At 65.9% G+C, this 21,996-nt stretch carries 18 protein-coding genes and 1 pseudogene; 10 read left to right on the top strand and 9 right to left on the bottom strand.

Annotated features, from left to right (window positions below):
• Positions 1–18: 18 nt before the first annotated feature.
• Positions 19–852: a GNAT family N-acetyltransferase gene (locus GM909_RS00300; protein WP_235911575.1), complete on the top strand. Its 834-nt coding sequence runs from the start codon at positions 19–21 to the stop codon at positions 850–852.
• 360 nt (positions 853–1,212) lie between these two features.
• On the opposite strand, the pseudogene GM909_RS00295 reads toward GM909_RS00300, so the two are convergent.
• Positions 1,213–1,650: pseudogene (locus tag GM909_RS00295) on the bottom strand (EamA family transporter).
• A 15-nt stretch (positions 1,651–1,665) separates the two neighbouring features.
• The gene (locus GM909_RS00290; RefSeq protein WP_157014200.1) at positions 1,666–3,951 is read right to left on the bottom strand and encodes an NADP-dependent malic enzyme; all 2,286 of its coding nucleotides are present in this window, start codon (positions 3,949–3,951) and stop codon (positions 1,666–1,668) included.
• A gap of 184 nt (positions 3,952–4,135) precedes the next feature.
• On the opposite strand from GM909_RS00290, the gene mutS reads away from it, so the two are divergent.
• The 5 genes from mutS (at position 4,136) to murJ (ending at position 12,186) form a co-directional block, all read left to right on the top strand.
• On the top strand, positions 4,136–6,781 hold the full coding sequence (gene mutS, locus GM909_RS00285; protein ID WP_157014561.1) for a DNA mismatch repair protein MutS: 2,646 nt from the start codon (positions 4,136–4,138) through the stop codon (positions 6,779–6,781).
• Between the two features lie 113 nt (positions 6,782–6,894).
• On the top strand, positions 6,895–7,203 hold the full coding sequence (gene relB / locus GM909_RS25675; protein ID WP_198174063.1) for a type II toxin-antitoxin system RelB family antitoxin: 309 nt from the start codon (positions 6,895–6,897) through the stop codon (positions 7,201–7,203).
• Positions 7,193–7,477 carry a type II toxin-antitoxin system RelE/ParE family toxin gene (locus GM909_RS00275; protein WP_235911526.1) on the top strand — a complete coding sequence of 95 codons (285 nt, stop codon included), beginning with the start codon at positions 7,193–7,195 and terminating at the stop codon, positions 7,475–7,477. The genes relB and GM909_RS00275 overlap by 11 nt, the downstream gene beginning before the upstream one ends.
• A gap of 301 nt (positions 7,478–7,778) precedes the next feature.
• Positions 7,779–10,577, top strand: coding sequence for a [protein-PII] uridylyltransferase (locus GM909_RS00270; protein WP_157014198.1), 2,799 nt, complete (start codon positions 7,779–7,781; stop codon positions 10,575–10,577).
• 46 nt (positions 10,578–10,623) lie between these two features.
• On the top strand, positions 10,624–12,186 hold the full coding sequence (gene murJ, locus GM909_RS00265; RefSeq protein ID WP_157014197.1) for a murein biosynthesis integral membrane protein MurJ: 1,563 nt from the start codon (positions 10,624–10,626) through the stop codon (positions 12,184–12,186).
• Here the strand turns inward: murJ and GM909_RS00260 are convergent.
• Both GM909_RS00260 and GM909_RS00255 read right to left on the bottom strand, forming a co-directional pair.
• Positions 12,167–12,487 (bottom strand): HigA family addiction module antitoxin, encoded by a 321-nt coding sequence (locus GM909_RS00260; protein ID WP_157014196.1) that lies wholly within the window; start codon positions 12,485–12,487, stop codon positions 12,167–12,169. The genes murJ and GM909_RS00260 overlap by 20 nt on opposite strands.
• Positions 12,459–12,659 carry a type II toxin-antitoxin system RelE/ParE family toxin gene (locus tag GM909_RS00255; protein ID WP_157014195.1) on the bottom strand — a complete coding sequence of 67 codons (201 nt, stop codon included), beginning with the start codon at positions 12,657–12,659 and terminating at the stop codon, positions 12,459–12,461. Before GM909_RS00255 ends, GM909_RS00260 begins: the two co-directional genes overlap by 29 nt.
• Before the next feature lie 294 nt (positions 12,660–12,953).
• Here GM909_RS00255 and trpS point away from each other — a divergent pair, with 294 nt between their 5' ends.
• The 3 genes from trpS to GM909_RS00240 all read left to right on the top strand — a co-directional run bounded on the left by trpS (position 12,954) and on the right by GM909_RS00240 (position 15,282).
• Positions 12,954–14,021 carry a tryptophan--tRNA ligase gene (trpS, locus tag GM909_RS00250; RefSeq protein WP_157014194.1) on the top strand — a complete coding sequence of 356 codons (1,068 nt, stop codon included), beginning with the start codon at positions 12,954–12,956 and terminating at the stop codon, positions 14,019–14,021.
• Positions 14,022–14,102: 81 nt separating this feature from the next.
• The gene (locus GM909_RS00245; protein WP_157014193.1) at positions 14,103–14,594 is read left to right on the top strand and encodes a universal stress protein; all 492 of its coding nucleotides are present in this window, start codon (positions 14,103–14,105) and stop codon (positions 14,592–14,594) included.
• A 109-nt stretch (positions 14,595–14,703) separates the two neighbouring features.
• Positions 14,704–15,282, top strand: a complete 579-nt coding sequence (locus tag GM909_RS00240; RefSeq protein WP_157014192.1) for a NifU family protein — start codon at positions 14,704–14,706, stop codon at positions 15,280–15,282.
• Positions 15,283–15,374: 92 nt separating this feature from the next.
• Here GM909_RS00240 and GM909_RS00235 read toward each other — a convergent pair whose 3' ends face one another.
• Positions 15,375–15,995, bottom strand: coding sequence for a L,D-transpeptidase (locus GM909_RS00235; protein ID WP_157014191.1), 621 nt, complete (start codon positions 15,993–15,995; stop codon positions 15,375–15,377).
• Positions 15,996–16,259: 264 nt separating this feature from the next.
• Here GM909_RS00235 and GM909_RS00230 point away from each other — a divergent pair, with 264 nt between their 5' ends.
• Positions 16,260–16,760 carry an MmcB family DNA repair protein gene (locus GM909_RS00230; RefSeq protein WP_157014190.1) on the top strand — a complete coding sequence of 167 codons (501 nt, stop codon included), beginning with the start codon at positions 16,260–16,262 and terminating at the stop codon, positions 16,758–16,760.
• A 23-nt stretch (positions 16,761–16,783) separates the two neighbouring features.
• On the opposite strand, the gene GM909_RS00225 is transcribed toward GM909_RS00230, so the two are convergent.
• The 4 genes from GM909_RS00225 to GM909_RS00210 all read right to left on the bottom strand — a co-directional run bounded on the left by GM909_RS00225 (position 16,784) and on the right by GM909_RS00210 (position 21,994).
• A complete protein-coding gene (locus GM909_RS00225; protein ID WP_157014189.1) occupies positions 16,784–17,341 on the bottom strand; it encodes an ActR/PrrA/RegA family redox response regulator transcription factor in 558 nt (185 codons plus the stop codon).
• A gap of 88 nt (positions 17,342–17,429) precedes the next feature.
• Positions 17,430–18,749 (bottom strand): ActS/PrrB/RegB family redox-sensitive histidine kinase, encoded by a 1,320-nt coding sequence (locus GM909_RS00220; RefSeq protein WP_157014188.1) that lies wholly within the window; start codon positions 18,747–18,749, stop codon positions 17,430–17,432.
• Between the two features lie 51 nt (positions 18,750–18,800).
• Complete coding sequence (hrpB, locus tag GM909_RS00215) at positions 18,801–21,350, bottom strand: ATP-dependent helicase HrpB (RefSeq protein WP_157014187.1); 2,550 nt, start codon at positions 21,348–21,350, stop codon at positions 18,801–18,803.
• Positions 21,347–21,994, bottom strand: coding sequence for an ATP-binding cassette domain-containing protein (locus GM909_RS00210; protein ID WP_157014186.1), 648 nt, complete (start codon positions 21,992–21,994; stop codon positions 21,347–21,349). The genes hrpB and GM909_RS00210 overlap by 4 nt, the downstream gene beginning before the upstream one ends.
• Positions 21,995–21,996 lie beyond the last annotated feature (2 nt).

Genomic DNA, 21,996 nt, shown 5'->3' with positions numbered 1-21,996 from the left:
GCGGGAGCGCATCGCGCTATGGTTGTAGGGTCCCACGGATTTTCCCAAACCCAGACGGTGCTCGGCCGGATCGGGCAGCTGGAGGTTCGGCTGGCGCGCAACTCGTCCGAGATCGCCGCCGCGCAGGAGGTGCGCTTCCGCGTCTTTTATGACGAACTGGGAGCCAAGCGGCAATTTGTGCATGAGCTGGAAAGCCGCGATTCGGACCGCTTCGACGCCGTTTGCGATCATCTGCTGGTCGTCGACACAGCCATTGGCGGGCCCGACCGGCAACAGATCGTCGGCACCTACCGCCTGCTTCGACAGGAGCAGGCGATGGCCGCCGGCGGCTTCTATTCCGACGAGGAATTCGAGCTCGAAGCCTTGATGGCACGCCATCCGCACCGGCGTTTTCTCGAGCTCGGTCGATCCTGCGTACTGCCCGAATACCGCTCCAAGCGCACCGTCGAGCTGCTGTGGCAGGGCATATGGGCCTATTGCCGCCGCCACGCGATCGACGTCATGACGGGCTGCGCGTCCTTTCCCGGCGTGACCCCGGCCGCCCATGCCGAGGCGCTTTCCTTCCTCGCCCAGAACTGCCGGGCCGAGGCGGATTGGGACGTGCGTGCGGTCGCCTCGCGCTATAACGATATGGATCTGGTGCCGGCGGAGGCCGTCGACACGCGGGCCGCTCTGGCCGCAATGCCGCCGCTGATCAAGGGCTATCTGCGGCTTGGTGCGAAGGTCGGCGACGGTTGCGTCGTCGACCGCGATTTCCGCACCACCGACATCTTCATCGTGCTGCCGGTGGAGCACATCGCCGACCGCTACATCAACTATTACGGCGCCGACGCCCAGCGCTTCGCCGCTTGATTCGCGTCCACGGCCGGGTGCTCCCCGGATCATGTCCGGGGCCATCGCATTTGGGTCTTTATGCCCCCTCCACCGCCTTCGGCGGTCCCCCTCCCCCATAAATGGAGGAGGATCCGCGGCGGCGGCGCCGGCCCCTCCCCTGCGAAGCGGGGGAGGGGGACCATGCGACGCATGGTGGAGGGGGTAGCTACGATAGCCCTGACCCTTGAGGGGGTGGGAGCTGAAAAGACCCGCGAGGCCTATGCGTCGCCCCAGTGGTTCGACAGGCTCACCATGAGGGCGACGGCGGCGAAGCTGCAATCTCTCCCATTGCGGGGAGATCGGCCTTCATCAGCGCCCTGCCGGCGACAAGGATGCAGCTCATGCCCGGTGCGCGACAAGGATCGCGCCGGCGCTGATCATCAGGACGCCGAGCCAGTTGATGCCCGAGAGCTTCTCGCGCAGGAAGAGTGCGGCAAAGACCGCCACGAAGACGACCGACAGCTTGTCGATCGGCGCCACGCGCGCCGCGTCGCCGAGCTTCAGGGCGCGGAAATAGCAAAGTCACGACAGGCCGGTGGCGATGCCCGACAGAACCAGAAACACCCATGTCCGGGGCGAAATCGTGCCCGGCGGCTGCCACTGGCCGGTGAGCGACACGATGGCGCCGACCACGGCCAGGATGACGACGGTGCGGATGAGCGTCGCGAGGTCGGAGCCGATCTGCTCGACGCCGACCTTGGCAAAGATCGCGGTGAGCGCGGCGAAGACGGCCGCCAGCACGGCCCAGACCTGCCAGGATGCGAGTAGTTCCTTCATCGCGCCGTCATCGCCTCAGGCGCCGGCATTGTAGGCGGCGATCGCCGCCATGTTGACGATGTCGGAATCCTTGGCGTTCATCGACACGATCTGCACCGGCTTGTTGAGCCCCACCAGGAGCGGCCCGATCACCGTCGAGCCGCCCAGTTCCTGCAGCATCTTGGTCGAGATGGAGGCGGAGTGGAAGGCCGGCATGACAAGCACGTTGGCAGGGCCCGATAGCCGGCAAAACGGATATTGCCGCATCAGCTTCGGATTGAGCGCGACGTCGGCCGCCATTTCGCCGTCATATTCGAAATCGACGCGCCGCTTGTCCAGGATCTTCACCGCCTCCTGTACTCGCTCGGAGCGTTCGCCGGGCGGGTGGCCGAAGGTCGAATAGGCCAGCAGCGCGACGCGCGGCTCGTAGCCCATGCGCCGCGCCATGCCGGCCGCTTCCTCGGCGATGTCGGCCAGTTCCGGTGCATCGGGCATGTCGTGCACCGCCGTGTCGGCGACCAGCACCGTGTGACCGCGGCTCAGCGCCAGCGAAACGCCGATCACCTGGTGGCCCGGCTTGGCGTCGATCACCCGGCGCACGTCCTGCAGCGCGGTCGAATAGTTGCGCGTCACGCCCGTCACCACGGCGTCGGCATCGCCGAGCGCCACCATGCAGGCGGCGAAATGGTTGCGGTCGTTGTTGATCAGCCGCTGGCAGTCGCGCAGCAGGAAGCCCTTGCGCTGCATGCGCTCGTAGAGATGGTCGGCATAGGCCTCGTTGCGCCTGGAAAGGCGCGCATTGATGATCTCGATGCCGGGCTTGTCGAGGTCGACTCCGGCATTTTTCGCCGTTTCGCGGATCTGGTCGTCGCGGCCGAGCAGGATCGCCGTGCCGAGCTGCTGATTGACGTAGGAGACGGCGGCGCGCATGACCTGCTCCTCCTCCCCCTCGGCGAAGACGACGCGCTTGGGCTGGCGGCGCACCCGGTCGTAGATGCGCTGCAGCGTGGAGGCGATCGGATCGCGCCTTGCCGACAGTTCGTTGGCGTATTTGTCGAGGTCGAGGATCGGCCGCCGCGCCACGCCCGAATCCATCGCCGCCCTGGCGACAGCGACCGGCACGGCCGAGATCAGCCGCGGGTCGAAGGGGACGGGAATGATGTAGTTGGGACCGAACTTCGGGCGGTTGCCCTGGTAGGCGGCGGCCACGTCGTCGGGCACGTCCCGGCGCGCCAGTTCGGCCAGCGCGCGGGCGGCGGCAAGCTTCATCTCGTCATTGATCGTGGTCGCACGTACGTCGAGCGCACCGCGGAAGATGTAGGGAAAGCCCAGCACATTGTTGATCTGGTTGGGATAGTCGGAGCGGCCGGTCGCCATGATCGCGTCGCTGCGGATTTCGGCTACTTCCTCGGGCGTGATCTCCGGGTCGGGATTGGCCATGGCGAAGATGATCGGATTGTCGGCCATCGAGCGCACCATGTCGGCCGTCAGCGCGCCCTTTACCGAAAGGCCGAAGACGATGTCGGCACCGTCGAGCGCCTCGGCCAGGGTGCGCTTGTCTGTCTCGACAGCATGGGCCGATTTCCACTGGTTCATACCCTCCTTGCGGCCCTTGAAGACGACACCCTTGGTGTCGCACAGGAGGACGTTTTCCGGCTTGAAGCCCATCGACTTGATGAGTTCGAGGCAGGCGATGCCGGCCGAACCGGCGCCGTTGCACACCAGCTTCGCCGTTGCCATGTCGCGTCCGGTGATGGCCAGAGCATTGATGAGACCGGCCACGGCGATGATCGCCGTTCCGTGCTGGTCGTCGTGGAAGACCGGAATGTCCATCAGCTCGCGCAGCCGCTGCTCGATGATGAAGCAGTCCGGCGCCTTGATGTCTTCCAGATTGATGCCGCCGAAGGAGGGTCCCAGATAGCGCACGGAGTTGATGAACTCGTCGACATCGGCCGTGTCGACCTCCAGGTCGATCGAATCGACGTCGGCGAAACGCTTGAACAGAACCGCCTTGCCTTCCATCACCGGCTTGGAGGCGAGCGCGCCGAGATTGCCGAGGCCGAGGATCGCCGTGCCGTTGGAGATGACGGCCACCAGGTTGCCGCGGGTGGTGTAGTCGAAGGCGCGGCTGGGATCTTCGGCAATCGCCTGCACCGGCACGGCGACGCCGGGCGAATAGGCCAGCGACAGGTCGCGCTGGGTCGCCATCGGCTTGGTCGGGGTAACTTCCAGCTTGCCCGGCCGGCCCATGGCGTGGAATTCCAGCGCCTCGTGCGGACTCACCGACGGACCGGGCTCTTCATATTTGTTCTTCGCGGCCATGACGTTGACGTTTCCTCCTGCCCGGTGTGCCGTGGAACCATAGCTGCTTCTTTTGTGGAGCAGTTCGATTAAGGCTACACTTTGCCGCTGTAAATCGCCAATCAGGAACAGGCTGAATTTTCGGATAGAACCCTTGAACCGACAGACCCCGATCAGGCCCCAGGCCGCCGCTGCCGCCACGCCGATGATGGAGCAGTATATCGAGATCAAGTCGGCCAATGCGGATTCGCTGCTGTTTTACCGGATGGGCGACTTCTACGAGATGTTCTTCGACGATGCGCTCGTCGCCTCGCGGGCGCTCGGCATCACGCTGACCAAGCGCGGCAAGCATCTGGGCGAGGACATCCCGATGTGCGGCGTGCCGGTGCATGCCGCCGACGATTACCTGCAAAAGCTCATCGGGCTCGGCCACCGGGTCGCCGTGTGCGAGCAGACCGAGGACCCGGCCGAGGCCAGGAAGCGCGGTTCCAAGTCTGTCGTTCAGCGCGACGTGGTGCGCCTCGTCACGCCCGGCACGATCACCGAGGACAAGCTTTTGGCGCCGGCCGAAGCCAACTATCTCATGGCGCTCGGCCGGGTGAAGGGTTCGGGCGCGATGGCGCTTGCCTGGATCGACATTTCGACCGGCGCCTTTTTCGTCGCCCAGACCGCGCCGGACCGGCTGTTGGCCGACATCAGCCGCATCGACCCGAAGGAGCTGATCGTCGCCGATGCGGTCTTCCACGACGCCGACCTCAAGCCCGTATTCGACGCGCTGGGACGGCTCGCCGCGCCGCTGCCGGCGAGCCTGTTCGACACCGTCACCGCGCCCGAGCGCATTGCCCGCTTCTTCGGCCTGGCGACACTCGACGGCCATGGCGACTATTCGCGCGCCGAACTCTCGGCAATCTCCGCGGCGATTGCCTATGTCGAACGCACGCAGAAGGCCGAGCGCCCGCCGCTGACCATGCCGGCGCGCCAGGATGCCGGCACGACGCTGTTCATCGACGCGGCTACGCGCGCCCATCTGGAGCTTCTGCGTACGCTTTCGGGCGGGCGCGACGGCAGCCTGATCAAGGCGATCGACCGGACCGTCACCGGCGCCGGCGGGCGGCTGATGGCCGAGCGGCTGACATCGCCGCTGACCGACCCGGCCGCAATCAACGCGCGGCTCGATTCGGTGACGTTCCTGCGCCAGGAAACGCCCCTGCGCGAAGGGCTGCGCGCATTGCTGAAAGGCGTGCCCGACATGCCGCGGGCGCTGTCGCGGCTAGCGCTCAACCGCGGCGGCCCGCGCGATCTCGGCGCGATCGCCGCCGGCATGCAGGCGGCCGGCGAGGTCGCCGATCTTGTCGCGGCCCAAGGCCTGCCAGACGAGATCGCAGGGGCCGTCGCTGCAATCCGGGGGCTGCCGGCCGGCTTCGGCGAGACGCTGCAGCGCGCGCTCGACGACGAGCTGCCGCTCCTGAAACGCGACGGCGGCTTCGTACGCAAAGGCTATCACGGCGAGCTCGACGAGATGCGGGCGCTGCGCGACGAGGCGCGCAAGGTGATCGCCGGCATGGAGGCGGGCCTGATCGAGGAGACGGGCATCCGCTCGCTCAAGATCCGCCACAACAATGTGCTCGGCTACTATATCGAGGTGACCTCCAATCACCAGGCGGTGATGACCGGCAGCGACGCGGCGCGCGCCCGCTTCATCCACCGCCAGACCATGGCCAACGCCATGCGCTTCACGACGACGGAACTGGCCGATCTGGAGACCAGGATCGCCAATGCGGCCGAGCGGGCGCTGGCGATCGAATTGAATATCTTCGAGGCGCTGACGGCGGAGGCCGTCGCCCATGCCGAGGCGATCCGCGCCGGGGCGCAGGCCTTGGCCGTGCTCGACGTGTCGGCCGCGCTCGCCGAACTGTCGCTCACCGAGAATTACTGCCGGCCGACGGTCGACGACAGTCTCGCCTTTGCCGTCGCCGGCGGGCGCCATCCGGTCGTCGAGCAGGCGCTGCGGCGCCAGGCCGCCGATCCGTTCGTTGCCAATGATTGCGATCTGTCGCCCGCCGGCGATAAGGAAAACGGTGCCATCTGGCTTCTGACCGGCCCGAACATGGGCGGCAAGTCGACCTTCCTGCGCCAGAACGCGCTGATCGCCATTCTCGCCCAGATGGGCTCCTACGTGCCGGCCGAAAGCGCCCATATCGGCGTCGTCGACCGGCTCTTTTCGCGCGTCGGCGCCTCCGACGATCTGGCCCGCGGGCGCTCCACCTTCATGGTCGAGATGGTCGAGACGGCGGCGATCCTCAACCAGGCCGGCCCGCGCGCGCTGGTCATCCTGGACGAGATCGGCCGCGGCACGGCGACCTTCGACGGGTTGTCGATCGCCTGGGCGACGGTCGAATACCTGCACGAGAAGAACGGCTGCCGGGCGATTTTCGCCACCCATTTCCACGAGATGACGGCGCTTGCCGAAAAGCTTCTGCGGCTGCACAACGTGACCATGCGGGTCAAGGAATGGGAAGGCGAGGTCGTCTTCCTGCACGAGGTCGCCAAGGGGGCCGCAGACCGCTCCTACGGCGTGCAGGTGGCCAGGCTCGCCGGCCTGCCCGAGCCGGTGGTGGCGCGCGCCCGCGAAGTGCTCACGCAACTGGAAGAAGGCGAGACGTCGGGCCAGGCGCGCCGGCTGGTCGACGACCTGCCGCTGTTCAGCGTCGCCGCCAAACGCGAGATCGCCGCGCCCGCGGCCAATGACCCGCTTGGCGAGGCCATGGCCGCGATCAATCCCGACGACCTGACCCCGCGCGACGCCCTCGAAGCGCTCTACCGGCTGAAGGCGCTGACCGGAGGGTCGTGAGGCGCGGGTGGGCGAGCCGATCTGGAGGTGGCCGCCACAATGGCATGGTCTTGCCGGATGAGGATGCGCAGATTATGTAATTACAAAATCAGCGCACCCAATGGGAGAAGACCATGCCCCGCACCACGGGCCATCCCAAGGAAGAAAACTTCAATTTTCGCGTGCCGGCAGACCTGAAGGCGGCGTTCAAGGCCGCCACCGAAGCCGCCGATCGTCCCGCTGCTCAGGTGATTCGGGACTTCATGCGCGCCTATGTCGAGCAGAACCGACCCGTTGAGCCGGGCTATGACAAATGGTTCCGGGCGCAGGTGCAAGCGGCAATCGATGATCCACGCCCGAGCGTTCCCCATGATCTCGTAATGGAGCGCACCCGCGCCATCATCGATGAGATCGCCGGAGCCAAGGTCCGTCGTGAGGGTTGAGTGGCGACCGCTCGCCGAACAGGACCTTGCAGAAATCGTCCGTTACATCGCGACGGACAATCCTCAGGCAGCCTATGGCGTCCTTGAGGTGATCCGCGAGCAGTCGGCGAAGCTTGCCGATTATCCGGAGATCGGTCGGGCAGGCCGCGTCAGGGGAACGCGCGAACTGGTCATTGCCGGCACGCCGTTCGTCGTTCCGTATAGGGTCGCGAACGACATTGTCACCATTCTCCGGGTGATGCATGGCGCGCGCAAATGGCCGCGCGCCTTTTAGAGCAAGCAATTCCAGGGGGAACGGTTCTTCGTCCGGAACTGCCTCAAATCAAATGTTCAGAGTGGGGGCACGGCCTTGCGCGGGTTGTCGGATGCCAGTGCGCAGGGCTTCCCCACACCTTACCTGCCCCATACCATTTGCGCCCGATTCACGGTATAGAGCGCTCGCTGGCGCGCATTCGCTTCAAACGGAAACGTATGGAACAAGGATGCGCGCCGGATCAGATTTGTTGGAGCATGTGCCTTTCGCTCAAACGTCTCCGTTCGAGCGGGACATGCTTTGAGGCGGAGTGCGGCCCCGAATGGCGAGAATACCTCTCAGGCTCGACAGGATCGTTGACGGCGAAGCACTGAACCGTGCCATGGAGGCGCTGGCCGCCGAGTATGGCGGCGAGGCAACCGGCGCCGCAGCGCGGTCCGCACTGCTCGAATTGCTGCGCCGCACGCTGCATGACGGGCGCAGGACGGCCGAGACGATGCTGATGGCAGACGGCGGCGGCACGGCCTGCGCGGTGCGCCTGTCGCATCTCATGGACGAGATCATCCGCGCGCTCTACGGCTTTGCCACGCGCCACGTCTACCGCACGCAAAACCCCTCCGCCGCCGAGCGCATGGCGATCGTCGCCGTCGGCGGCTATGGCCGCGGCACGCTGGCGCCGGGCTCCGACATCGATCTTCTGTTCGTGCTGCCCTACAAGCAGACGCCCTGGGGCGAGCAGATCATCGAATTCATTCTCTACATGCTGTGGGATCTCGGCCTGAAGGTCGGCCATGCCACGCGCAATATCGAGGAATGCATCCGCCTTTCACGCACCGACATAACGATCCGCACGGCGGTGCTGGAGGCACGTTACCTGTGGGGCGACAAGGCGCTCTACGCCGAACTGATCGAGCGCTTCGACCGCGAGGTGGTCAGCAGCACCGGCCCGGAATTCGTCCAGGCCAAGCTCGCCGAGCGCGACGAGCGCCACCGCAAGGCCGGCGAAAGCCGCTACCTGGTCGAACCCAACGTCAAGGACGGCAAGGGCGGCCTGCGCGACCTGCATACGCTGTTCTGGATCGGCAAATATTACTACCGCGTGCGCAAGGCCGAGGAGCTTGTCGACAAGGGTGTCTTCACGCGCCGCGAATATCTGGAGTTCCGCAAGGCCGAGGATTTCCTCTGGGCGGTGCGCTGCCACATGCATTTCCTGACCGGCAAAGCCGAGGAAAGGCTGCATTTCGACATCCAGCGCGACATCGCCGAGCGACTCGGCTACACGAGCCATCCCGGGCTTTCAGCCGTCGAGCGCTTCATGAAGCACTACTTCCTGCGCGCCAAGCAGGTGGGCGACCTGACGCGCATCTTCTGCGCCGCGCTGGAGGAGGAGCAGGCCAAGCAGGTGCCGGGCTTCAACCGCATCTTCCTGACCTTCTCGCGCCGCCGCCGCAAGCTGGCCGGCACGTCGGACTTCATCATCGACAACCACCGCCTCAACGTCGCCGACGACGAGGTCTTCGCGCGCGATCCGGTCAATCTGTTGCGGCTGTTCTGGTTTGCCGACCGGCACGGCCTCGGATACCACCCCAACGCGTTCAAGCTCCTGACCCGATCGCTCAAGCTGGTCGACCGCAATCTGCGCAAGAACGCCGAGGCCAACCGGCTGTTCATGGACGTCCTGACGTCGGACCGCAATCCAGAGCTCAATCTCAGGCGCATGAACGAGGCCGGGCTGCTCGGCAAGCTGATCCCCGAATTCGGCAAGATCGTCGCCATGATGCAGTTCTCCATGTACCACCACTACACGGTGGACGAGCACCTGTTGCGCTGCATCGGCGTGTTGTCGGAGATCGAGCACGGAGACGACGAGAAGGTCCATCCGCTTTCCCATGTCCTCATGCCGGGCCTGCACCCGCAGCGCGAGATCCTCTATACGGCGGTGTTCCTGCACGACATCGCCAAAGGCCGGCCGGAGGATCACTCGATAGCCGGCGCGCGCATTGCCCGGCGCATCTGCCCGCATATGGGCTTTTCGCCATCGGAGACCGAAACGATCGCCTGGCTGGTCGAAAACCACCTCGTCATGTCGATGACGGCCCAGACGCGGGACCTGAACGACCGCAAGACGATCGAGGATTTCGCCGCGGTCGTGCAATCGGTGGAGCGGCTGAAGCTGCTTCTGGTTCTCACGGTTTGCGATATTCGCGGCGTGGGGCCGGGGGTGTGGAACGGCTGGAAGGGCCAACTCCTGCGCACGCTCTATTACGAGACCGAGCTGCTTCTGACCGGCGGCTTTTCCGAACTCCCGCGCTCAAAGCGTGCCGAACAGGCGCGCGAGGAACTGGCCGCCGGGCTCTCCGACTGGTCCGAGACCGACCGCAGTCGCGTCCTCGACCTGCATTACGACAACTATCTCTTGACCGTCGACCTGCCCGACCAGATCCGCCATGCCGGCTTCATCCGCGACACCGATGCCGCGCGCAAGCCGCTCGCCATCGCCGTGACGACGCACAAGTTCGAGGCGGTGACGGAGATCACCGTGCTGACGCCCGACCATCCGCGCCTGCTCTCGGTCATTGCCGGAGCCTGCGCTGGGGCCGGCGGCAACATCGTCGACGCGCAGGTCTTCACGACCACCGACGGGCGCGCGCTCGACACGATCCTGATCGCCCGCGAATTCGAGCGCGACGAGGACGAGCGTCGCCGCGCCGAGCGGGTCGGCAAGCTGATCGAGGATGTGCTTTCGGGCAAGAGCTGGCTGCCGGAGATGATCGAGAAGCGCACCAAGCCCAGGCGCGGCCAGAAGGTCTTCCGCATCGAGCCGCAGGCCCATATCCGCAACACGCTGTCGAACCGCTTTTCGGTCATCGAGGTGGAGGGGCTCGACCGGCCGGGCCTGCTTTCGGAGATTACCGGGGCGCTTTCGGACCTGTCGCTCGACATCGCCTCGGCCCATATCACGACCTTCGGCGAGAAGGTCATCGATACGTTCTACGTTACCGACCTGACCGGACAGAAGATCGAGAACCCGACCCGCCAGGCGGCGATCCGCGAGACCTTGCTGTCGATCCTGACCCATAGCGGCCAGCGCCAGCAGAAGATGAAGACGGCGGCCGCGTGAACCCCCCGACGCCAAACGCCGCGCCGCGGGCGCCGGAGCCCGCCGCATGAGCCTGGTCAAGAAATTCGCCAGCGTGGCGAGCGGAACCATGGCGAGCCGCATCTTCGGCTTTGCCCGCGAGGCGCTGATCGGTGCGGCACTTGGCGCCGGGCCGGTGGCCGATGCGTTCTATGCCGCGTTTCGTTTTCCCAACCTGTTCCGCCGGCTGTTTGCCGAAGGCGCGTTCAACACCGCCTTCATCCCGCTTTTTGCCAAGGAGCTCGAAGGCGACGGGATGGCCGGCGCGCGCCGGTTCGCAGAGGAAGTGCTGTCCGTTCTCGTAACGAGCCTGCTGGTCCTGACGGCGCTGGCTCTCATCGTCATGCCGTTTCTCGTCGGCACGGTGATCGCGCCGAAATTCGCCGACACGCCGGAAAAATTCGATCTTACCGTACTGCTGACGCGGATCATGTTTCCTTACCTGTTCTGCATGTCGCTGGTCGCCATGCTGTCGGGGATCCTCAATTCCATGCGGCGCTATTTCCTCGCCGCCGCCGTGCCGGTGCTGCTCAACATCATCCTGATCCTTGTCCTCGTGGCCGCACTCGGGGCCGGGGTGGAGCAGCGCACGACCGGCGTCTGGATGGCCTGGGGCGTGCTCGTCTCTGGCGTGGCGCAACTGGCCTTCCTGGTCTGGGGCGTTCGGCGCGAGGGCTTTTCCATGCGGCCCGCCCGGCCGCGCCTGACGCCGGCCGTCAAACGTCTGCTCGTCTTGATGGGGCCGGCCCTGCTGACCGGCGGCGTCACTCAGATCAACCTGCTCGTCGGCCAGATCATCGCTTCGGCGCAGGACGGCGCGATCGCGCTCTTGAACTATGCCGACCGCATCAACCAGCTACCGCTCGGCGTCATCGGCATCGCCATCGGCGTCGTTTTATTGCCGGAGCTCGCCCGCTCGCTCAAGGCGGGTGACGAGGCCGACGCCCAGCATCTGCAAAACCGGTCGCTCGAATTCGCGCTGGGTCTTGCCCTGCCGGCGGCCGTCGGTCTGATGGTCATGCCGGCGCCGATCGTGGCGCTGCTTTATCAGCGCGGCGCCTTTTCCGCCGAAACCACCGCGCTGACGGCCGCCGCCCTTGCCGCCTTCGCCAGCGGCCTGCCTGCCTATGTGCTCATCAAGGTCTTCCAGCCCGGCTTTTTCGCCCGCGAGGACATGAAGACGCCGATGTGGTTTTCCATCGTCGCGGTTGTCGTCAACATCGTCGGCAGCCTGGCGCTCTTCCCGTTCTATGGTCATGTCGGGCTGGCCGCGGCAACCTCCGCCTCGGCCTGGATCAACTTCGCCCTTTTATCCGCCACGTTGTGGCGGCGTGACGCTTTCCGTCCGTCCGCCGCCACCTTGCGCCGCGTGGCGCTCATCGTCCTGGCGAGCGCGGTGATGGGGGTGCTCGTCTGGTGGCTGCAGGACGCCTTTTCGGCTATCCTCGCTGAAGGGTCGCTGCTGGCGCGTCTCGCCGCCGTGGCGGGGGTCATCGGCGTTGCCGCGGCAGCCTATTTCGCCATCGTGATCACGACCGGCGCACTCGACCGGCGGCAATTGGCCGGGCTGGTCAGGCGGCGCGGGGCTTGATCCTGTCCAGCGTATCGCCAAGGGCGCGCTTCCTTTCCATCAGCTCATAGTCCATTTGGAGCCCGAGGAAGAAGCCTTCGGACATGCCGAAATAGCGTGTAAGCCGCAGATCGGTGTCGGCGGTGATCGCACGCTTGCCATGAACGATCTCATTGATCCGCCTTGGCGGCACCTCGATTGCGCGGGCGAGAGCGTTCTGGCTCAGACCCAGGGGGGCAAGGAACTCCTCCAGCAGAATCTCGCCCGCATGCGGATTGTGCAGGAGCGCCTCGTCAGTGGTAGTCGACGATTTCGACGTCATGGGCCGCTCCTTCCTTCCATCGGAAACATATGCGCCATTGACCGTTGATCCTGATAGAGAACTGCCCGGCCCGGTCGCCTTTCAGCATCTCAAGGCGATTTCCGGGCAGTTTCCTGCTGCTCCGCCCGTTCCAGATCTTTTCGGTTTCCCGGTCGGCAAAGCCTCGTATCATTCGAATTCATAACGCATAACGTTATATGGCGCAATCCTGCCTCTTGCGCCGGTCCGCACCATCCGCCATAAGCACGGCGCGTTTCTTCCTCGCCCGCAACGAGGCCCTCCACTAGTGTCCCGGTTCGGAAATTCGTTTCACCTCGATATCAGCGCCGGACGAATTTCCGAATCGAAAGGACACTAGCAACCATATGATTCTAGTGTGGTTTTGGTTTTGTAGTTCGCCTCGGTGCCCGGTATATGGAATGTCGCGAACTTCAAAACCACCACACTAGGCCCGGAGTTTTATCGCATGCCCTCGTTCCAGCCGCTCGTCTTTTCCGGCGTCCAGCCGACCGGCAATCTGCATCTCGGCAATTATCTCGGCGCCATCCGCCGCTTCGTCGCCCTGCAGGACAGCCACGACTGCATCTATTGCGTCGTCGACCTGCACTCGATCACGGCGCAACTCGTGCATGACGACCTGGCCGGCCAGACGCGGGCCATCACTGCCGCCTTCCTCGCCGCCGGCATCGATCCCGAAAAGCACATCGTCTTCAACCAGTCGCGCGTCATGCAGCACGCCGAGCTTGCCTGGATCTTCAACTGCGTCGCCCGTATCGGCTGGATGAACCGCATGACGCAGTTCAAGGACAAGGCCGGCAAGGACCGCGAGAACGCCTCGCTCGGTCTGCTCGCCTATCCGAGCCTGATGGCGGCCGACATCCTGGTCTACCGCGCCACTCATGTGCCGGTGGGCGAGGACCAGAAGCAGCATCTGGAACTGACGCGCGACATTGCCACCAAGTTCAACAACGACTTTTCCGATCGCATCGGCCAACTGGGCGCCGGCGTCGACATGACGGTCGGCGACGAACGGGTCAACGGCTTCTTTCCGCTCACCGAGCCGCTGATCGAGGGAACCGCGACCCGCGTCATGAGCCTGCGCGACGGCATGAAGAAGATGTCGAAATCGGACCCGTCCGATCTTTCGCGCATCAATCTGACCGACGACGCGGACACGATCGCCAAGAAGATCAAGAAGGCCAAGACCGATCCCGAGCCCTTGCCGAGCGAATTGGAGGGACTGGAGGCGAGGCCGGAGGCGGACAATCTCGTCGGCATCTATGCGGGCTTGTCCGACAGGAGCCGCGAGAGCGTGATCGCCGAGTTCGGCGGTCAGCAGTTTTCCGTCTTCAAGCCCGCACTTGCCGAGCTGGCGGTGGAGAAACTGGCCCCGATTGCTTCCGAAATGCGCCGCATCATGGCCGATCCGGCCTATGTCGACGCCGTCCTGCGCAACGGCGGCGAGCGTGCCGCCGTGCGGGCCGAGGCGACGATGAAGACGGTGCGCGAGATCATCGGCTTCGTCGGCGATTGAAACCTGGACAATTCACCAGCTTGCCCGCAAGCCGCGGCAATGGCAGATTGCGCGGCGAGCGTGGTGGAGCAGGATGACTGAATGGTCACGAAACGACTGAGCCGGGAAGCCGGCCACCGGCGGAAATTTCTCGCCGTCGTGGATGACACGCCCGAATGCGAGCGCGCCGTGGCTTACGCCGCCGAGCGCGCCCAGAGCACCAATGGCGGCATCGTGCTGCTCTTCATCATCGAGCCGACCGATTTCCAGCAATGGTTCGGCGTCGAGAAGATCATGCGCGAGGAAGCCAATGCCACCGCGTCGGCCGCCCTCGACACGATGGCGGCGAAGATCCGCGACAAGGTCGGCATCGAGCCGGAACTGGTGGTGCGCGAGGGATCGCCGGCCGAGGAAATCCACGCCCTGATCGACGACGATCAGGACATTGCCATCCTTGTGCTTGCTGCCGGCCAGGGCAAGGAAGGGCCGGGGCCGCTCGTCTCGGCGGTTGCCGGCAAGGGGCAGGGCTTTTCCATTCCGGTCACCGTCGTGCCGCACAGCCTTACCGACGAGGAGATCGAGGCGCTGGCCTGAAACCGTTTTCTCCCGATGGGCCGTTCGCGGGAGCGGATTGCCTTGATTGTGCGACGCGAAGTGACTATTTAGAACTGTTCCAAACAAATGAGGCAGGAGCAAACCCGCCATGTTCATCCAGACCGAAGCGACCCCCAATCCAGCGACATTGAAGTTCCTGCCGGGCGTCGTGGTGCTCAATTCCGGCACGGCCGATTTCCGCAATGCCGAGGCGGCCAGCGAAGCTTCGCCGCTGGCGGCGCGACTGTTCGAGGTGCCCGGCGTGACGGGTGTCTTCTTCGGTTACGACTTCGTCACCGTGACCAAGACGGGCGAACCCGACTGGCAGCATCTCAAACCGGCCATTCTCGGCACCATCATGGAGCATTTCATGTCGGGCGCTCCGGTCCTGGCGCCGCAGGACGAAAATTCGAGCGCCACGGCCGACGCCGACGGCGAGTTCTACGACAAGGAGGACGAGGAGATCGTCATCACCATCAAGGAATTGCTGGACACGCGCGTGCGCCCGGCGGTTGCCCAGGATGGCGGCGACATCACCTTCCGCGGCTACGAGAACGGCACCGTCTTTCTCAACATGAAGGGCGCCTGCGCCGGCTGCCCGTCATCCACCGCGACCCTCAAGCACGGCATCCAGAACCTGCTCAGGCATTTCGTGCCCGAGGTGCAGCATGTCGAGCAGATCGGCTGACATTTTCCGCCGCTGCGGCATAAAAAAACCGGGCTGTCGAGCCCGGTTTTTTTGTAGCGAAAGTCCTGTTGCCTGGACGGTTCGCCGCTGAATTACGTCACGATGACCTTGGCGCCGACTTCGGCGCGATTGTAGAGGTCGATAATGTCCTGGTTCATCAGCCGGATGCAGCCGGACGACATGGCCTTGCCGATCGAGTTCCATTCGGGCGTTCCGTGCAGCCGGTAGCCGGTGTCGCCGTTGCGGTTGAAGAGATAGAGCGCCCGCGCGCCGAGCGGGTTGGTCAGGCCGGGCGGCATGCCGCCGCGCCACTTGGCGAGTTCCGGCTGACGGCCGATCATCGCGGAAGGCGGGGTCCAGGTCGGCCATTCGCGCTTCATCGCCACGCGCGCCGTGCCTTTCCACTCGAAACCTTCACGGCCGATGCCGATACCGTAGCGCACAGCCTTGCCGTCCGGCTGCACCAAATAGAGGAACTTGTCCTTCGTATCGACGATGATCGTGCCGGGCTTCTCGGCCGTCTCGTAGCGCACGATCTGGCGGTGATACTTGCGCGGCACCTTGTGGATCGGCACCGACGGCAATTGATATCCGGCATCGCGCGTGACGCCGTAATCGGTCGAGAACGTGCGCAGCGTGCTTCCGCTGGTGCATCCGGCGAGTACCGCCGACAGTGCCAGGGTGGCCGCAATGACGAATGGCTTCAAGTTCATGCTGTGTGTGTGCAAGGGTCCCCGCCCGATCGATCCTGCCCGATTCGGGCCATATAAAAGTCAAGATGCTTAATAGGTATTCGGGCGCATTTGCCAAGTGTCTATTCGAAAAGGCGGCGACCTTTCATGCAATCAAAAAAGATATATTGCAATTGCGCAACAGCACTCGCATCGGCCTTTGATTGCGGCGCCGGCCGATCCGATATGGCAGCAGGGCAGGGCCTGGCACTTTTCGCGGCCGCGCCGCGATGGCATGGTTGAGCCATGCCGATCGTCTCGCCCCTGCCCGATAACCCGCTGATCGACGGCCGCCAGTCGGAACGCGCCCTGATGGTGCGCCGCGGGGTCCAGCGCCTGCTTCAGCAGATGAATGCGCATGTGCTGCCGGAATTGTCGCTGGCGACCGGCCGCCGCGCCGATCTGGTCGCGCTGGCGCACAGCGGCGAGATCTGGATCATCGAGATCAAGTCGTCGGTCGAGGATTTCCGCTCCGACCACAAATGGCCGGACTACCGGCTGCATTGCGACCGCTTCTTCTTCGCCACCCATCCCGATGTGCCCGAAGCGATCTTTCCGCGCGAATGCGGCTTCATCCTGTCGGACGGCTATGGCGCCGAAATCATGCGCGAGGCGCCCGAGCACAAGCTTGCGGCCGCCACGCGCAAGGCGATGATGCTGCGCTTCGCGCGCGCCGGAGCGGCCCGCCTCCTGGCGGCCGAACTGGCCGGCGTGGCGGTGCCGGTCCTCGACGGAGAGAGTGAGTAGGAGTTACCGCCGGCAGATCCGGATCAGCGCGGCGCGCGCTTGGCCAGAATGCGCTGCAGCGTGCGGCGGTGCATGTTGAGCCGGCGCGCCGTTTCCGAGACATTGCGGTCGCACATCTCGTAGACGCGCTGGATGTGTTCCCAGCGCACGCGGTCGGCCGACATCGGATTTTCCGGCGGCGCGACCCTGTCGCCCCCCAGGCGTGTCAGCGCGGCGAAGACGTCGTCGGCATCGGCCGGTTTCGACAGATAGTCGACCGCGCCGAGCTTCACCGCCGTGACCGCGGTGGCGATATTGCCGTATCCCGTCAGGATGACCGTGCGCGTGTCGGCGCGCGTTTCGCGGATCGCCGAGACCACATCGAGCCCGTTGCCGTCGCCGAGCCGCATGTCCACGACCGCATAGGCGGGCGCGGCGGCCCTTGCCTTGCCGATGGCCTCCTCGACGCTTTCGGCCGTATCCACGGCAAAACCGCGCGTTTCCATGGCGCGCGCCAACCGGGTCAGGAACGGCCGGTCGTCGTCGACAATCAGGAGGCTGCGGTCTTCACCGAGGAGATCTTCGTTTGTTTCTGTCATCATCCTGCCATTCGAACGTACATGTCAGGCCATATTTATGTCATTCTCCGCATCTTTCCAATTGACGCGGCGTCAATGTTTCGCGTCAGCGTCAATGCGCCGCCTCCAGTGCCGCCGGGGCTTCCAGGAAGGCCTGGCGCGCCCAGGTGACTTCCACCGCCGCGCCCTTGCCGGGCTGCGGCGCATTTTGAAACTCGACCTTTGCGCCGGAGCGCTCCAGCAGCGTCTTGGCGATGAACAATCCCAGGCCGAGCCCGCCGCCGCCGGCCTGAGCCGCCGAGCGCGTCGTCATGTAGGGCTCGCCGATGTGGTCGATGATCTCGGCGGGAAACCCCGGCCCGTCGTCGACGACGCCGATCGTCACCTCGTCCTCGGTCCACTGCCAGCGTACGACGACGGTCGAGCGGGCGAAGTCGACCGCGTTTTCCACCAGGTTGCCGAGCCCGTAGATGACGCCCGGATTGCGCCGGCCAATGGGTTCGGGGCCGCTCGATTCGGCCGGGTCGAGCTTGATCGTGATGCCGAAATCGCGATGCGGCGCGATCACGTCCTCGATCAGCGAGGTCAGCGGCATGCGCGCCATATGCTCCTCGCCCTGCGAGGAGAGGCTGGTCAGCCGCTTCAGGATCTCGCGGCAGCGCTCGCTCTGCGAGCGCAGCAGCGCCATGTCTTCACCGAAATTCGGGTCGGCGCCGAGCGCCCTTTCCAGTTCCTTGGCGACCAGTGCGATCGTCGCCAGCGGCGTGCCGAGCTCATGGGCCGCGGCTGCCGCCAGCCCGTCCAGCGCCGAAAGGTGCTGTTCGCGCTGCAGAACCAGTTCGGTCGCCGTCAGCGCGTCGGCCAGTTGGCGCGCCTCCTCGGCCACCCGCCAGGCATAGATGGCGGTGAATGCTGTCGTCGAAATCACCGCCATCCACATGCCGGCGATATAGAGGAACGGCATGGTCAGGACGTCGCCCTCGAACCAGGGCAGCGGCAGGTGGAAGAAGGCGAGACCGGTTGCCGCCGCCGCTGTCACCAGGCCCAGGATCGCGGTCAGATGCAATGGCAGCGAACTGGCGGAGACGACGACCGGCACGGTCATCAGCAATGCGAAGGGGTTGGTCAGCCCGCCGGTGAAATAGAGCAGGCCGGCAAGCTGCAGCGAATCGAAGAACAGCACGCCGAAGGCCGCTGCCGGCTGCAGCCGGTGGGTCGGCGGATAGCGGAAGGCCAGAAGCAGGTTGAGCCAGGCCGAGCAGGCGATGAGCGCGAAGCACAGGCTGACCGGCATCGGGAATTCGAGCCAGTAGGCGACGACCAGCACGGCGGCGCTCTGGCCGACGATGGCGAGCCATCTCAGGCGGATCAGCGTGTTGAGGCGCAGATGCCGGCTCGGCAGCCGACCGGCGCTGCGGATGTCGCTTGTCATGCCCCGTATATGCGCAATGCGGGGCGCTGCGCCAAGCGGATTCGCATCCGCTCACGTGCCGCGCGGCTTGGCGCGCGCCGTCGCCTGCGCTTGAAGCGGGTTTTCGGGCCAGTAATGCTTGGGATAGCGCCCACGCATGTCGGAACGCACATCGGCCCAGGATCCGCGCCAGAAACCGGGCAGGTCGGCCGTCGTCTGGATCGGCCGGTGCGCCGGCGACAGGAGCTCCAGGAGAAGCGGCACGCGCCCTTCGGCGATCGCCGGGTGGCGGTCGAGCCCGTAAAGCTCCTGAACGCGAATGGCGAGCACCGGCCGTTCACCCGCATAATCGATCGGCACGCGGCTGCCGGACGGGGCCTCGAAATGCGTCGGCGCCAATTGCTCGATGCGGTGCTGGAGCGCGTAGGGGACGAGCGTCATCAACCCATCGGCCAGAGCCGCGTCGGAGATTTCTGCAAGCTGGGACTTTCCTTTCAGGAAGGGCAGCAGCCATTCCTCCAGACGGGTCGTCAAGGCGGCGTCCGACATGTCCGGCCAGGGTTCGCCCAGCCCGGCATGCAGCCATTTGAGCCGATGCCTGAGCGTCGTGGCCACCTTGCCCCAGGGCAGGATTGCCGGCCCTTCGGCGCGCACGGCCTCCAGGATCGCCGTATCGGCGGCGCGGCCCTGCGGCGGCGGCAGCAGCCGTTCGGCCAGATGGATGGCGCCGAGGCGCGTGACCTCGCGGCTGCGCACGGCCTTGCGTTCGGCGTCGAACGATGTCTCGGTGCGCCGCTCGATCCGATCGGCCAGCCACTCGAGAATGTCGCTTTCGTCCACCGCCGCGGCGGCGGCAATGCGCGCGTTCTGCGCCTTTCCCTGCAGGTCGGCCACGACCAGGTATTTTTCCCTGGCCAGCGGATCGGCCGGATCAAGCACCCCGCCGCGGCCATTGGCGAGCACATAGCGGCCGTGCTCGCCGCGTGCCCTGGCGACACGGTCGGGCCAGGCATGAAGAAGCAGGCGACCCGCTTCACCCTCTGCCCTGAAGGACGTGTCGGTTCGCGGCGTGGAAGCGGTGCCCTTGTTGCCCTCACCCCGGACCTTTGGTCCGACCCTCCCCTCTCCTGAGCTTGTCGAAGGGAGGGTGGCTGCAGCCGTTTTCGCCAGGCGCCCTGCCATCTGCCGCGCGGCGTGCGCCCGCGAGCCGCGTTCGGTGCGAAAGCGCGAAAGCCTGTGATCGAGATCGCTGTCCGATCCGCCGAGCCCGCGCTCGGTCAGGAGCACGGCGAGTTCGGCCGCGGCCATCTCTTCGCCTGTCGCGGCGGCCTTGGCCACCATATGCGCCAGCCGGGCGGGAAGGGCGAGCCGCCGCATCGCCGCGCCTTCCGGCGTCAACCGGCCGGCGGCATCGATCGCGTGCAGATCGGCAAGCAAAGTGCGCGCGGCGGCAAGTGCTGCCGCCGGCGGCGGATCGAGAAAGCCGAGGATCGCCGGGTCGGTGACGCCGAAGGCGGCGCAGTCGAGCACCAGGCCGGAAAGGTCGGCCTCGAGAATTTCCGCCGGCGTGAAGGCGGGCAGCGCCGCCGTCTGCTCGGCGCGCCACAGCCGGATCGCGATTCCGGGTTCGGTTCGCCCGGCGCGTCCGGCGCGCTGCTCGACCGACGCATGCGAGGCGCGCACCGTTTCCAGCCGGGTCAGCCCCGTGCCGGGCTCGAATTTCGGCAGCCGCGCAAGGCCGGAATCGACGACGACGCGCACCCCGTCGATGGTGATCGACGTTTCCGCGATCGCGGTGGCGAGCACCACCTTGCGCCGTCCCGCCTCCGGCGGTCGGATCGCCGCGTCCTGCGCCTTGCCGTCCATCGCGCCGTAAAGCGGCATGATGTCGGTGTCGGACGGGACCTTGCCGTCGAGCCGCTCGGCCGTGCGCTCGATCTCGCGCTGGCCGGGCAGGAAGGCGAGAATGCTGCCTTCTTCCTCGCGCAGCGCCGTGCGGATCGCATTGGCGACGGCGTCTTCCACCCGCTGGTCGGGCCCGCGCGGTTGATGGCGGGGCATAACGGGGAAGCTGCGCCCGGCGCTCTCGATCACCGGCGCGCCGTCGAGGAGCGATGCGACGCGTGCGCCGTCGAGCGTCGCCGACATGACGAGGAGCCTCAGATCGGGCCTGAGCGCGGCCTGCACGTCGAGCGCCAGAGCGAGGCCGAAATCGCCGTCGAGCGAACGCTCGTGGAACTCGTCGAATATCACGGCGGCGATCCTCGGCAGTTCGGGATCGTCGAGGATCATGCGCGACAATACGCCTTCGGTGACGACGAGGATGCGCGTCCTGGCGGAGGTTCGGCCTTCCATGCGCATGGCGTAGCCGACCGTCGCGCCGACCTCCTCGCCGATGAGCGAGGCCATGCGCCGGGCGGCGGCGCGCGCCGCCAGGCGCCGGGGCTCCAGAAGCAGGATCGTGCCGTCGCCGCGCCAGTCCTGCTGCAACAGCGCCAGAGGCGCAAGCGTCGTCTTGCCGGCGCCCGGCGGGGCGACGAGGACCGCATTCGTGCCACGCGACAGGGCCGCGCACAGGTCGGGCAGGGCCTCAGTAACGGGAAGGTGCGGAAGGTCCCTCATTGGTCCTCGCCGATGCGGATGATCGGTCCGCCGGCGGCCACGGCGTCGGCCTCGTCATGGGTCACCAGGATCGTCGGCAGGCCCTTCTTCCGGGCGCTGGAAAAGACCAGCACGCGCATCTGCTGGCGCAGGCCGGCATCGAGCTTGGAAAAGGGCTCGTCGAGGAGAAGCGTGCGCGGCGCGGACAAGAGCACGCGGGCGAGCGCCACGCGCGCCTTCTGACCGCCCGACAGCGTGTCGGGATCGCGGCCGCCCAACCCCGCCATCCCGACCTCTTCGAGGGCTGCCTCGGCCATTGCGGCCCGCATGGCGCGCGGCCCCACCTGCGGCGGCATGGCGAAGAGAAGATTGCCGGCCACCGTCATGTGCGGGAAAAGAAGCGCGTCCTGAAACAGGATGCCGGCATGGCGCTCCTCGGGCTTCAGGCCCGTCAGTTCCACGCCGTCGGCGATGACACGGCCCGTGCCCTTGAAGGCCGGGTCGAGGAAGCCGCCAATATAGGCGAGCAGCGTCGACTTGCCGGATCCCGACGGTCCCATCAGCGTCAGCACCTCGCCGGGCGCGACGTGATGCGTCACCGCGACGAGCACCCGCCCGTCGAGCGTGATCGAGACCTTGTCGAGTATCAGACCCTTGCCGCTCATTC

The organism is Mesorhizobium xinjiangense (assembly GCF_009749525.1).
In the GTDB taxonomy this organism is placed as follows: Bacteria; Pseudomonadota; Alphaproteobacteria; order Rhizobiales; family Rhizobiaceae; genus Mangrovimarina; species Mangrovimarina xinjiangensis.
The sequence above is the reverse complement of the archived record's forward strand: the minus strand, read 5'-3'. Positions and strand labels throughout refer to the sequence as shown.

Excerpts from the sequence above, each read along its gene's own strand:
- GM909_RS00300 (WP_235911575.1), top strand. The coding sequence starts at position 19 with ATGGTTGTAGGGTCCCACGGATTTTCCCAAACCCAGACGGTGCTCGGC.
- GM909_RS00290 (WP_157014200.1), bottom strand. The coding sequence starts at position 3,951 with ATGGCCGCGAAGAACAAATATGAAGAGCCCGGTCCGTCGGTGAGTCCG.
- GM909_RS00240 (WP_157014192.1), top strand. The coding sequence starts at position 14,704 with ATGTTCATCCAGACCGAAGCGACCCCCAATCCAGCGACATTGAAGTTC.
- GM909_RS00235 (WP_157014191.1), bottom strand. The coding sequence starts at position 15,995 with ATGAACTTGAAGCCATTCGTCATTGCGGCCACCCTGGCACTGTCGGCG.
- murJ (WP_157014197.1), top strand. The coding sequence starts at position 10,624 with ATGAGCCTGGTCAAGAAATTCGCCAGCGTGGCGAGCGGAACCATGGCG.
- mutS (WP_157014561.1), top strand. The coding sequence starts at position 4,136 with ATGATGGAGCAGTATATCGAGATCAAGTCGGCCAATGCGGATTCGCTG.
- trpS (WP_157014194.1), top strand. The coding sequence starts at position 12,954 with ATGCCCTCGTTCCAGCCGCTCGTCTTTTCCGGCGTCCAGCCGACCGGC.
- GM909_RS00255 (WP_157014195.1), bottom strand. The coding sequence starts at position 12,659 with ATGATACGAGGCTTTGCCGACCGGGAAACCGAAAAGATCTGGAACGGG.
- GM909_RS00220 (WP_157014188.1), bottom strand. The coding sequence starts at position 18,749 with ATGACAAGCGACATCCGCAGCGCCGGTCGGCTGCCGAGCCGGCATCTG.
- GM909_RS00225 (WP_157014189.1), bottom strand. The coding sequence starts at position 17,341 with ATGATGACAGAAACAAACGAAGATCTCCTCGGTGAAGACCGCAGCCTC.
- GM909_RS00260 (WP_157014196.1), bottom strand. The coding sequence starts at position 12,487 with ATGACGTCGAAATCGTCGACTACCACTGACGAGGCGCTCCTGCACAAT.
- hrpB (WP_157014187.1), bottom strand. The coding sequence starts at position 21,350 with ATGAGGGACCTTCCGCACCTTCCCGTTACTGAGGCCCTGCCCGACCTG.
- GM909_RS00270 (WP_157014198.1), top strand. The coding sequence starts at position 7,779 with ATGGCGAGAATACCTCTCAGGCTCGACAGGATCGTTGACGGCGAAGCA.
- GM909_RS00230 (WP_157014190.1), top strand. The coding sequence starts at position 16,260 with ATGCCGATCGTCTCGCCCCTGCCCGATAACCCGCTGATCGACGGCCGC.
- GM909_RS00245 (WP_157014193.1), top strand. The coding sequence starts at position 14,103 with ATGGTCACGAAACGACTGAGCCGGGAAGCCGGCCACCGGCGGAAATTT.
- GM909_RS00210 (WP_157014186.1), bottom strand. The coding sequence starts at position 21,994 with ATGAGCGGCAAGGGTCTGATACTCGACAAGGTCTCGATCACGCTCGAC.
- relB (WP_198174063.1), top strand. The coding sequence starts at position 6,895 with ATGCCCCGCACCACGGGCCATCCCAAGGAAGAAAACTTCAATTTTCGC.